We start from the raw sequence: 12039 nt of genomic DNA, 5'->3' as shown, positions 1-12039 counted from the left end.
GGGTTATCGGGGGAGGTATCACCACCGACGAGGGGGAGAAGGTTAAGGGAGGTGGGGGGGAAAAGAGGGGTTCAGGAGTCGCTTCTGGGGTGGGGGAAGGACTTGGTTGAGGTGAGGGTGAGGGTGAGGGTGATGTAACAACAGGACTGGGAGGGGGAAGTTGGCTAATTTTTACTGTTTCTTCCTCCTCCTCTGCTTCTGCTTCGGGTTGAGGGGGGTCATTGCTTATGGGAAGATACAGCAATACCCCATGGAGTCCCAGAGACGCGAGTAAAAAGGGACGAAAGAGTTTCGGAAACGGGTTTAAAGGGGGTTTGCGAATAGACTGAGGCATGGGGTTAGCCAATAAGCGCGATCGCAATATTAAGACGCTGAAACATTTAAGATTGTTTCTCTCTCTAGTATAGCGCGAGGGCAAACAGCCCCTCATCAGAGACTCCCAAACTCCAGAGTCAGGTTAACCCTAACGCTTGCCGAGTCCCTGGACCCGCAATACCATCCACCACTAACCCCCAGCGTTGTTGAAACTCCTTCACCGCTTGTTCAGTATTAGGTCCAAACACCCCATCAGTCCCCACGCGAATACCGACCTCGCGCAAGGCCCCTTGTAACTCCCGCACATCATTGCCCCGCAGGGGTGGATTTTCCAGTTTGAGAAGACGAGAGGGGGTTGTCACCGTAGAAGGGGGGTTGGGTTCAGAGGTGCTGTCCTCAATGCCTAATGTTGCACGAGTAGAGTCCCCTACAATACCATCAGCCATTAACCCATTTTTAGCTTGAAACTCCGCTAATTGTTTCGCCGTCCCCGGCCCATAAACCCCATCAACCTCCACGCTAAACCCGGCCTGTTGTAAGGCATTTTGCACCCAGCGGACATCCTCCCCTTGTAAATAGGGAGTTTCCAACTTGAGCAACCGTTCTGGGGCAATGAGGGCTGATGCTCGCACCGCAGGTTGTAAGGCATCTTGGTCAATGCGGACCCCTCGCACAAAAAACGGGGGGGTTAAATGCCATTTATTGTCCGCAATGAGGGCTTTAAACGCATCCATACGATATACCGTTTTGCGGAGGAGTCGGATGCTGTGATGGGCTAACCAATTGCGGCGGGTATCCACATAGCGTGTAATCCAAGTATGCTCACCGAGGGAACTGAGGGGCCCATAACTGCGGTTCGTGCGATCGCGGATTAAATGCCAAGACCCATGAATCCGCCCATCATACACCACCGCCATCCCCAACGGCGTTTTCACCCCAATATACTCCCCACTGCGGAGAGTGGGTTGCCAGTACACGCGGTCAAAAAACGCATCCTGCACCTCCCACATCACCGGGTCCTGGCCCGCATCTTCTAAAAGTTGTCGTAACCGATGATCCTGATTTAACCCCGAAGACCGCCGCTCCAAATCCGCCAAATAGGGTCGCAACTCCGCCCCATAGGCCGCCCCAGGGGCCGCCACATAGGCTTTAATCAACAAAAACAAATTGCCACTATAGAGGGTGGTTTGCGATCGGCCATAAGTCAACCCCCCTGGATCAGAGGGAATATAGGTCACTTGTCCATACTCCCCCTGAACCTTCCCCGTCTCAAACAAATTCACAATCCCTTGAGCGGCCTTTTTTTCCAACTCCGACACCATCATTACACCTCCCACAAGCTGAAATTAAGGAACAATCAACACCGGACAGGGAGACAAATTAATCACCCGGTTCGTCACACTCTCCGCAACCCCTTCCTGGGTTAACCCACTACCACTAGACCCCATAATAATTAAATTGGCATCCAACTCATCGGCCACATCACAAATAGTAAACGAAGGCATCCCCTCCCGTTCAATCACCTCCACCTCAATCCCTTTCTCCGTAAACATCGTCTTCGCACCTTGCAACAGACGTTCCACGGCCTCCACCGAAGTCATCCCGTCTGGGGCTTGTGCTTGCGTTTCCTGTTCCTGTTCTGGGGCCTCCACCACAGACAGCAACACTAAGCGGCTATTGTACTTTTGGACAATTTCCACCACCATATCCATAGCTCCCCGTGCTTCACGGGATAAATCAATGGGAAATAAAACAGTTTTAAACATAGGACGTATCTCCAGTAACACCCACTCCGGTACAATCAGCTAGGGAGTGATCCCCTAATTTAAGACACATCTCTAGCATAGAACGCAATCTAGGAGGATATTCACATGACGAAAAAAAGTGTAGCAAATCTATCAGAAGCTGATCTAGCCGGAAAGCGTGTTTTAGTACGGGCTGACTTCAATGTCCCCTTAGACGACAACAGCAACATTGCCGATGATACGCGCATTCGTGCTGCTTTGCCCACCATTCAAGATTTAACCAGCAAAGGGGCCAAAGTGTTGCTCTCCAGCCACATGGGACGGCCCAAAGGGCAAGTGAAAGAGCGTCTCCGCTTAACCCCCGTAGCCCAACGGTTATCGGAGTTACTCGGTAAAGAGGTTAAAAAATGTGACGATTGTATTGGCGATGCCGTTTCTAGCGTGGTCAGTGGCATGAATAACGGCGATGTCGCCTTATTAGAAAACGTCCGCTTCTATGCCGAAGAAGAAGCCAATGACCCCGCCTTTGCGGAGAAATTAGCCGCCAATGCCGATCTGTATGTCAACGATGCCTTTGGGACGGCACACCGGGCCCATGCGTCCACCGAAGGTGTAACTAAATACCTCCATCCCAGTGTAGGCGGTTATTTAATTCAAAAAGAATTAGATTACCTGCAAAACGCCATCAATAACCCCCAACGGCCTTTAGCCTCCATTATTGGGGGGTCGAAAGTCTCCAGTAAAATTGGGGTCATCGAAACCCTGTTGGAAAAATGCGACAAATTGATCATCGGTGGGGGGATGGTCTTCACCTTCTTTAAAGCCCGTGGTCTCTCTGTTGGGGATTCTTTGGTGGAGGAAGATAAACTCGACTTGGCCAAGTCCTTAGAAGCTAAAGCCAAGGAAAAAGGCGTACAATTGCTGTTACCCACTGATGTGATTGTGGCCGATAAATTTGCCGCCGATGCCAATACTCAGACGGTGAGTGTGGAAAATATTCCCGATGGTTGGATGGGGTTAGATATTGGCCCCGACACCGTGAAAACGTTCCAAGGGGCTTTAGCCGACTGTCAAGGAGTCCTCTGGAATGGTCCGATGGGGGTGTTTGAGTTTGAGAAATTCTCTAAAGGAACAGAGGCCATTGCCCGGACTCTGGCGGATTTAACCGGAAAAGGAGCGACCACGATTATTGGTGGGGGAGACTCTGTTGCTGCTGTGGAAAAAGTTGGGGTGGCGAGTCAAATGAGCCATATCTCGACTGGCGGTGGTGCAAGTTTAGAGTTACTCGAAGGCAAAACGTTACCCGGTATTGCGGCGTTAGATGATGCTTAATTAAACTCTCCTGTGGGGGCATTTTGCCCCCCTTTTGGGGTGGGTGATGGGGGAGATGGAGGTGATGAGGGTGATGGGGGTGATGGGGGTGAAATTTGGTTTATCGCACTGTTGTTTAACTCGATGCTTCTGATGCTCTCATATTGATCATTTTTACTTGGCGATTGGTAATTGGTGATGGGGGATTACTTTAATTTATTTTGTTTACTTATTTTTTATTGGCTTTTAGATTAAAGGTTTGTATTAAATGGCGAGTTTTACAAAAATTAACCAAAAAAAAGTCCAGATCAGAGGAACGAAATTGCGGCGTTTGGTACAATAAAGGCCCCTTGACAAAAAATTAAAATCCAAAGGCGTATTCTGTCTAATTTGCATTTAACCCACCTCAAATTCCCATTCTTCCGTGCTTTCTTCCCAAAAAGGGGGACATTTTTAGGGTTGGCGATGCACAATTTTTTCTTTCTCTACTGTCTAGTAATTTGACAAATATTCTTTTTTGTGGTATAAAATTAGGTTTCAATCCAAGGCTAATAGCTTAAACCTGTTAAAAACGGGTTGAATAGACCAACGAAACCATTAAAATGGGTTAGGAGGGTCGGAAGTCCTAAAGGGCTTACTACGAACGAATTAATTCTCAACTATAAACTGCTCTAGAGCAGTTTTCAAACGAGTGGCCTCTATTTCTAAACTAGCCATGCGACTATTGACAAAGCGTAAATCGCCGGACTTAGCGGCTTTTTCTAGTTCTAAGGCTAGGGTTTGGACGGCTTCCCCGCCTACATTGGCGGCAGCCCCTTTGAGTCCGTGAATAGTCCGGGCGACCTCTTGGGCGTTATCCGCTTGTAAAGATTGTTGAATCTGGGCCATCATGTCGGCGAGGTCATCTAAGAAAAACTGGGCAATGGCTCTCGCTAACTCCTCATCATGGGCGCAACGGGAGAATAAATCCTGCTTATTCAACGCCGATGACTCTGGGGAGGTTTCTTCCTCGGTGACGGGGTTAACCTCCTCTGCTTTTTCGTCCGACAAGAGCCATTTTTCGAGGATTTCGGCTAAGGTTTGGGGGTGAATGGGTTTGGGGATATAATCGCTCATTCCGGCGGCTAAACAGGCTTCTCTATCCCCTTTCATGGCGTTGGCCGTCATGGCAATAATGGGGATATCTCGATTACGATCGCCCGCTTTCCCTTGGCGAATTTGCTGACTCGCTTCATAGCCGTCCATTTCCGGCATTAAACAATCCATTAATACCAAAGTATAGGGATGATTGGTCGGAGCGTGTTCTAGAATATACAGGGCTTCCCGACCATGAAAGGCCAAATCTACCTCTAACCCCAACTTTTTCAATAACCCTTGCACCACCTTTTGATTCACTTGATTATCTTCTACGAGTAACAAGCGAGTGGGAGTTGGCCAGTGGGGAGTTTGAGCAGTTTTCAAGCGAGTGGCAGACTGTAAGGATTGGACATAAGGGGCCGTGATGAGAGGAGAGGCATTTCGTAACGCACTTCCCCCCTCAGTAACAATGGCTAAGGCATTATAGAGATTAGACGGGGTAACAGGTTTGGTGAAATAGGCACTAAAGCCCAAATCTGCAAACACTTGAGCATCCCCCCGACTGCCGATAGAAGTCATCATCACCAAGGGCATGGCTTGAAACTGTTGCTCTGCCTTGAGACGTTGGCCCAATTCTGCCCCATCCATCTCCGGCATCTGCATATCTAATAAGGCAATATCAAAGGGCGGTTGATTGGGGTTACGCTGGACTGCCGTTTCGCATAAACTCAAGGCTGCGGGGCCATTGGCTGCTGTGACAACTTTTACCCCCCAATGGCCCAACTGGCCCGATAACACCTCTCGATTGGTTTCATTGTCATCTACCACCAAAACCCGTAAATGGTTTAACTCCACGGAGGGTAACGTTTGGGGGAGAGTCTGACTAGGTTGGAAACGGAGGGTAAATTCAAAACAACTGCCTTGGCCGTATTCACTCTCAACGCGAATATTGCCTCCCATTAATTCACAGAGTTTTTGGGTAATGGCTAACCCTAACCCTGTGCCACCGTATTGGCGGGTGGTTTTGGCATGGACTTGGGTGAAGGAGTCAAAGAGACTGGCTAACTTATCTTCAGGAATGCCAATTCCGGTATCACTAATGCTTCCGGTAAACAAGAAGTCTTCGCCGTCTTCTTCTAGGGTACATTGAATCACAATTTCCCCGTCTTCAGTAAATTTGAGGGCATTGCCCACTAAGTTGGTCAAAATTTGCCGCAACCGGCCTGGGTCCCCTTTTACCCCGACTTGTGGCATACCTCGGACATCGAGGATTAATTCTATATTTTTTTCTTGGGCTTTGAAGGCCATGGCTTGGACAAATTCGCCTAACTGTTGGCGGAGATCAAAGTCAAGATATTCTAATTCCAGTTTTCCGGCATCGACTTTGGAGAAGTCGAGAATGTCGTTAATGAGGGTTAAGAGAGATTCAGCACTGGATTGGGCGATATGAGCTTGCGATCGCTGTTCTTCAGTTAATTCGGTACTCTGTAATAGGTTCAACATCCCCAACACGCCATTCATGGGGGTGCGAATTTCGTGACTCATATTCGCCAAAAAGATGCTTTTCGCTCGGGCCGCAGCTTCGGCGGCATTTTTGGCGGTAATTAACTCTTGTTCGGTTTGTTTTTGGGCGGTGATATCTCGACAGACACAAATAATTAAGCCATCGTCGGTGAGGGTGAGGGAGAGTCCTTCAATAAAGGTCGTTCCATCTTTGCGAGTGGCGATCGCTTCCCCTTGCCAGGACTGATCGCGCTGTAAAATGGGGAAGACTTCTTGTGCAAAGCGTTGCAATTCCGCTTCTGAATAGAGCATTTGCCAAGACTGCCCTAAAAAGTCCTCGGCTGTCTCATAGCCAAACAAGGCACAATGGGCTTGATTGACATAGATATAACGCTCCTCTTGTAAAATGGCAATGCCATCAATGGCTGCTTCTATAGTGGTCAATAACTGTTTTCTGGTGGTTTCGGCTAATTTGCGATCGGTGATATCCTGTAAGATGCCCACCATGCCCATTACCTGTTCTTGGGTATCTCGGAGAGGGGCTTTGTGGGTTTCAATCCAGCGTTGTTCTCCATTGGGCAAAATAAAGATTTCTTCTCGATCTAGTTGAGCTTCTCCGGTTTCCATAACTTCTTGGTCGCCGGCCTGACAGTTTTTCACTTCTGCTTCGGTAAGGGGGAGGTCCCAGTCGGTTTTCCCGATAATCTCGTTGGTGGAGTTTAAGTTCACCCATTCGGCAAACTCCCGGTTACAGCCGAAAAAGGCCGATTCTCGATTTTTCCAAAAGACGGGGAGAGGGATGGTATCGAGAATGGTTTGAATAAACTGTTGGGAGTCTTTGAGGGCGTTTTCGGTTTCGATGCGATCGCTGATATCTTCAACAATTCCTTCCATCGCCAGTAAATTCCCCACTTCGTCCTTCACGGGATGTTGAGAGACTTGTATGGTGCGCAGACTGCCATCAGGATGCCAAAACCGCATCTCAAACTGTTGTAAATCAACGGGATTCTCTATAGCTTCCTGCAAGGCCGATTGGCCAGTCGTAATGGAGTCGGGCAACCAATCAATACTTTCTGCCCAAGAAGTCCCTAAAATGTCCTTTTTCTGAAGACCAAAGACGGATTCTATCCCCTCACTCACATAGCTTAAAATGCCGGATGTTCCGGTATGGCTAAAGACCACAAATTTGTCCCCAATATCATTCACCAGTCGCTGAAACTGGGTTTTGCTTTCCCGTAAATCTTCTTCAACGGCTTTACGTTGGGTAATATCAATGTGACAGCCAATCATCCGTAAGGGGTTGCCCTCGTCATCCCATTCAATGACTTTCCCCGAACAAATAACCCAAACCGTTGAACCGTCTTTGTGCTGATAGCGAATTTCGTTGTAGTAGGGGACTTGGCCGCGACTTTCTACATGGCGATGAAAATTGTCAAAGACTTTGGGTAAATCTTCGGGAAAGATCAGATTTTGCCAAGTTTCGGGGGTGTTGGGCAGTTCGTGATCTTCGTAGCCGAACATTTTTTTAAAGCTGGGGCTGAGATATTCTTGCTGATTGGCGATATCCCAATCCCAATACCCGGCGAGGGTGACTTCTAAGATTTGTTCGAGAAGGGTTAATTCCTGTTGGGTTTGGGTGGCTTTGAGTCGTTCCGTTTCGGCGGCTTGCCGTTCGCTAATATCTGTTACTGTTCCCACATAGCCAATGATTTGTCCCTCTGGGCTTCGTTCTGTCACCGCTTGCGCATCTACCCAGTTGACTGTCCCATCGGGGGGTTGAAAGCGAAATTCTCCTTGATAGGGGCGATTCTCTTGGGTGGCCTGATACCACCCGGCGATGACTTCCTGCCGATCTTCGGGGTGTAGGACTTGTTGCCACCCATCTCCTAAGACTTCTTCTAGGCTACGTCCGGCCAGTTTACACCAGTAATCATTGACATAGAGACATTTTCCTTGGGCATCGGTGCGAAAAATGCCCACGGGGACGGCGGCCACTAGGTTGGCGTAATTCTGTTGACTGGTGAGAAGTTCAGTTTCTGCGGTCTGTCTTGCTTGAAGTTCGGCTTGCAATTTTTGGTGGGTGGTGGTTTGTTGGATGGCTATGGCCAGTTGTAGGGCAATTTCTTGCAAGAGGGCGATTTCTTCGGGTTGCCATTGACGCACTTGTTCACAGTGATGACTGATTAATAATCCCCATAATTCCCCCTCTCGGTACAGGGGAACTGTTAGACTGGCTTGGACTTGATATTGGGCGAGGAGTTGGCGATGACAGGGGGTGTAGTGACTGTCTTCGACGTTATTGACGATGATGACTTGTTCTTGCTGGTAGAGAAGGCTGGTTTGTTGTTGAAAGCAGGTATCTGTAATTTGATTCCCTAAGCTAGACTGCCAGGGGGGAGTTACGGATTCGGCGATAATTGTGCCACTGTAGTCTGGGTGAAATTGAAAGATAATTACGCGATCGCAGTTTAACACCTGTCGCACCTGTTCTACGGTGGTGTCTAAAATGGTCTCTAGATTCAGAGAGGAACGAATGTGCGTGCCTAACTCGGTGAGGAGTTTTTCCCGTTGGGCCTGTAGTTGTAAGGCCGCGGTACGTTTCTCGACTTCTTGTTCTAATTCCTTGGCCCGATTTTCCAGTAAGGCGACTTTTTCCGCCTCTAAACGGCTAACTTTTTCTTCTAAGACTTTGGTTAAATTATATAGTTCGAGGGGATTGAGGACTTGGAGTAAGTTGGTTTGGGTGATAATTCCCCGTAACTCCCCTTGCTTGTCTGTCACCACAATGCGACGGATGAAACGCTGTTCCATAACCTGCTGGACTGTCCAGAGGGAGTCGCTGGGGTGAACAGTCAACAGGGGGGTACTCATGACGGCCTCAGCCTTACACTGTTCAAGATTTAAGCCTAACACTTGACATTGGACTAAATCCCGTTCGGTGAGAATTCCGAGGGGTTTGGGGGGGGAGGTTGTCTCGTTCGGGCTGACAATGACCACTGAACTAATGTTGTGATGGGCCATTTGTTGGGCAATGGTTAAGAGGGAGTCTTGGGGAGTGGCACAGACAACTTGGTCTGTCATCACTTCTGACACTAGACGTAAGCGCAATAGGTCGATGGGGCGGCAACTTTGTCGTAAACTTTCTTGTGTGACCAGTCCTAGGAGTTGCTGTTGCCCATTGACCAAGGGTAAATGGCGAATCTGATACTGTTGAAATACATTTAAGACGGTAGAGAAGTCTCTAAATTCTGATTCTTGTAATGTCCGAATGGGGTGGGTCATTACGTCACCTACCGATAACCCATCGAGGGATTGCTGCTGGGCCGTCAAGCGAACCACATCCCGTTCGGTGAGAATGCCTAAGATGTTTCGATTCTCCATGACTAGGACACAACTGGCCCCACTGCTTGGTATGCTTGGGCTTGGGTTCAGATCGGCGCGGGATGGCTTTCTCTGAGCGGATTGTACACCATTCATTTGTACACCATTCATTTGCGCGATCGCGTCTATTACCCTCGTTTCTGGTGATACAATTAAGGGATTCCGAATGATCGCAGTTTGTAATTCCGATAGAGAGAAAGACATAACAGCCAGCCCAAGCGTTGATAAACTTACTATTTTCTATTATTCCGTATTTATTTCCCTGATGAATTAATTGTTAAAAAAAAGATAATTGTTTATACTCATAAATTCGAGTTTCTTTACATTGTCTATTGGTTGACCGGATTAAAATAAATTGGGAGGAGTCGATTTTTGACAATAATAGTCAATAGTCATTTTATGCCTTGGGTTAAAACCCAAGGCTAATAACTGAAACCCGTTAAAACGGGTTGATCAACACCAGCATTCAACCAGAGCGCAAAAGCGCGTTTCTCCTGCGCGGACCCTCACGGGAACAGAGGAATAAAAGCAACCCTTGGGATGGCAGCGTTTTAAGAGTCGCGGCTGACAACAGATGGCTAAATGCTTACCATAACGCTAGACTTCTACCTGTTCTCCCTCACCGATTTCACTACGGACTTCATAGAAAGAAGAATGAGGAGCAGAGTCAAATAAATGAGACATTTCTGCCAGTAATGCTTCATGAAGGGAGTTGCGATTCGCTTCCATATCTTCTATATTATCCCAAAAAATAATCGCAATGCCTTTATCAGTTCCCGGTTCTTGTAGCAAATAAGCCCCTTTAAACCCCTGTTTATAGGTTGAAACCGCCTTCACAAAGAGACGTTCCGCTTCATCAAATTTACCAGGCTTAAACTCACCAATGGCAACATAAGCATATTTGTGGCGTAGAAAGTCAAGAAATTCAGACATATTAAGCAATTCTCCATAAATTACCTAATTCTAGTGTTGCACTTTCTCTAGGACTTCCACCAAAATCTTTACAGGACTTGAAGAAACGGGCCAAACTTGCCCCGTCCTAGATCATACAATGGAGTTTTGCTGACTTCCCCAGAGAAACATGGCTTTTGGTCTCATTACAGGTGCAACCTATCCGTTGCGGTCTCTCAATGCGTTTCGTCAATCCCCCCGCTTACTCAAGTTTGTCATCATTCCCATTGGGGTAAACTTTATGATTGCGGTGGTCCTCTATGTTAGTTTACTCTTTCCCGCTTGGAATAGTATCGACGCTTTAACCCTACGGTTGGATACTTGGGTGGATCAGCAAATCGCCGATTTGCCCCAATGGTTGGGGGTGTTAGATTATTTGATTATGGGGGTAGCTTATCTGTTGCGGTTGATTGCAGTCATTGTGCTGTTTTTGGTGACAGGGTTTATCTTGTTGCAGTTTGGCACATTGTTGGGGGCCCCGTGGTATGGGAAACTCTCCGAGGAAATGGAAAAATTTCGCTTAGGAGAAGCGGAAGTGATTGATGTGGGGGTGATTCGGGATATTTGGCGGGCCCTGCTGTTTGAGGTGAAAAAGTTGCTGCTGTGGATTGCGATCGCCATTCCCCTGTTAATTTTAAACTTTATCCCTGCCGTCGGGACTCTGATAACCGCCATTGCTGGAATTGCCCTAACGGCCTTTATTGCCTGTCTGGACTTCCTCGACGGGCCGTCTGAACGTCGTCGCTTTCCCTTCCGCCAAAAAATGGGCATTGTCTTTAAGACCTTACCCGCCAGTGGGAGTTTTAGTCTAGTCTGTTGGGCGTTAATTAGTGTTCCCTTCATTAATTTAATCACCATCCCCCTCTGTGTCGCATCAGGGACCCTGTTTTGGTGCGATCGCGTCCTCCCGAAACTTTCCCCCCAGCAGAGAGGGGAGAGAGAGGGATAAGTTCATTCAGCGAAAATTAAGGGTCTCTCAGCCTCTTTTAACCCTGCCTCGTTACCTTGCAAACAGTGGTCTAGAGAAGCACGGAAACAGATTCACTCGAACGAATGACCCCAGTTTCTTCCTAAAGATACACAAAATCAAAAGGTTAACTAGATCACAATGTAAATAAGTTGAAACACAAGTCAGTTCAACAAACGATAAGGAGGTTTAATTTTATGAAGACGGTCGCACAGAAAGGATTAGCATTGTTGTTAGCATCCGCAGCGATCGCTCCATTCATTACCGCAACTGAATCAGTTAAAGCGGTTGAAGCAGAGAAAACGAAACCTGAAACCTTAAACCCGCAAACCAAAGAACTTCCCATCTATAGAGATGACACCTATCGGGATCCCCATGAAGGGCCCTGGTATGAACGGAATCACGAATACCGTTCTAGTCGTAGCGTAACCAAGAAGTTCTCAGGATTTGAAGATGAAACCTATCCTGAACGCTATGCAGGTTCTTGGTACGACCAGAATAATGAGTATCGTGCCACCAAGGAACTCTCCATCCATAAGGATGACACCTATAGAGACCCCCATGAAGGCCCTTGGTACGAACGGAATCGTGAATAATACGGTTTGCTAACTACTTAAAAAAGCCGAGAGGGGCAACCCCCCTCCGTTTTTTTTTAGGTTAATTTAATTGTAGGTTAATCGTAGGGTGCGTTAACGAAGTGTAACGCACCTGATTAATGTGGATAGATCGTAGGGTGCGTTAACGAAGTGTAACGCACCTGATTAATGTGGATAGATCGTAGGGTGCGTT

7 protein-coding genes and 1 pseudogene are annotated in these 12039 nt (G+C 47.7%); 3 read left to right on the top strand and 5 right to left on the bottom strand.

Going from position 1 to position 12039, the window contains the following annotated elements; all coding sequences use genetic code 11:
• The 3 genes and pseudogenes from PN462_RS11870 to PN462_RS11860 form a co-directional block, all read right to left on the bottom strand.
• A pseudogene (locus PN462_RS11870) lies at nt 1–334 on the bottom strand (hypothetical protein); the annotation flags it as partial.
• Nucleotides 335–452: 118 nt separating this feature from the next.
• Nucleotides 453–1640 (bottom strand): peptidoglycan-binding protein, encoded by a 1188-nt coding sequence (locus PN462_RS11865; RefSeq protein ID WP_272128449.1) that lies wholly within the window; start codon nt 1638–1640, stop codon nt 453–455.
• A 21-nt stretch (nt 1641–1661) separates the two neighbouring features.
• Nucleotides 1662–2081 (bottom strand): universal stress protein, encoded by a 420-nt coding sequence (locus tag PN462_RS11860; protein ID WP_272128448.1) that lies wholly within the window; start codon nt 2079–2081, stop codon nt 1662–1664.
• 105 nt (nt 2082–2186) lie between these two features.
• Between PN462_RS11860 and PN462_RS11855 the strand changes: the two genes are divergently transcribed.
• Nucleotides 2187–3392: a phosphoglycerate kinase gene (locus PN462_RS11855; protein WP_272128447.1), complete on the top strand. Its 1206-nt coding sequence runs from the start codon at nt 2187–2189 to the stop codon at nt 3390–3392.
• 627 nt (nt 3393–4019) lie between these two features.
• Here PN462_RS11855 and PN462_RS11850 read toward each other — a convergent pair.
• The gene (locus PN462_RS11850) at nt 4020–9536 is read right to left on the bottom strand and encodes a PAS domain S-box protein (protein ID WP_272128446.1); all 5517 of its coding nucleotides are present in this window, start codon (nt 9534–9536) and stop codon (nt 4020–4022) included.
• A 393-nt stretch (nt 9537–9929) separates the two neighbouring features.
• Nucleotides 9930–10265, bottom strand: a complete 336-nt coding sequence (locus PN462_RS11845) for an antibiotic biosynthesis monooxygenase (RefSeq protein ID WP_272128444.1) — start codon at nt 10263–10265, stop codon at nt 9930–9932.
• Nucleotides 10266–10413: 148 nt separating this feature from the next.
• On the opposite strand from PN462_RS11845, the gene PN462_RS11840 reads away from it, so the two are divergent.
• Together PN462_RS11840 and PN462_RS11835 are read left to right on the top strand one after the other, a co-directional pair.
• On the top strand, nt 10414–11232 hold the full coding sequence (locus tag PN462_RS11840) for an EI24 domain-containing protein (protein WP_272128443.1): 819 nt from the start codon (nt 10414–10416) through the stop codon (nt 11230–11232).
• A gap of 215 nt (nt 11233–11447) precedes the next feature.
• A complete protein-coding gene (locus PN462_RS11835) occupies nt 11448–11846 on the top strand; it encodes a hypothetical protein (protein ID WP_272128442.1) in 399 nt (132 codons plus the stop codon).
• Nucleotides 11847–12039 lie beyond the last annotated feature (193 nt).

This window comes from Spirulina sp. CS-785/01, from assembly GCF_028330525.1.
Classification (GTDB): domain Bacteria; phylum Cyanobacteriota; class Cyanobacteriia; order Cyanobacteriales; family Spirulinaceae; genus JAQMSD01.
Note: the sequence above shows the minus strand (reverse complement) of the source record. Positions and strands in the feature narration are given on the sequence as shown.

What these genes read in the sequence shown, in the direction of transcription:
- PN462_RS11860 (WP_272128448.1), bottom strand. Translation starts at nt 2,081, where the DNA reads ATGTTTAAAACTGTTTTATTTCCCATTGATTTATCCCGTGAAGCACGG.
- PN462_RS11845 (WP_272128444.1), bottom strand. Translation starts at nt 10,265, where the DNA reads ATGTCTGAATTTCTTGACTTTCTACGCCACAAATATGCTTATGTTGCC.
- PN462_RS11840 (WP_272128443.1), top strand. Translation starts at nt 10,414, where the DNA reads ATGGCTTTTGGTCTCATTACAGGTGCAACCTATCCGTTGCGGTCTCTC.
- PN462_RS11865 (WP_272128449.1), bottom strand. Translation starts at nt 1,640, where the DNA reads ATGATGGTGTCGGAGTTGGAAAAAAAGGCCGCTCAAGGGATTGTGAAT.
- PN462_RS11835 (WP_272128442.1), top strand. Translation starts at nt 11,448, where the DNA reads ATGAAGACGGTCGCACAGAAAGGATTAGCATTGTTGTTAGCATCCGCA.
- PN462_RS11855 (WP_272128447.1), top strand. Translation starts at nt 2,187, where the DNA reads ATGACGAAAAAAAGTGTAGCAAATCTATCAGAAGCTGATCTAGCCGGA.
- PN462_RS11850 (WP_272128446.1), bottom strand. Translation starts at nt 9,536, where the DNA reads ATGTCTTTCTCTCTATCGGAATTACAAACTGCGATCATTCGGAATCCC.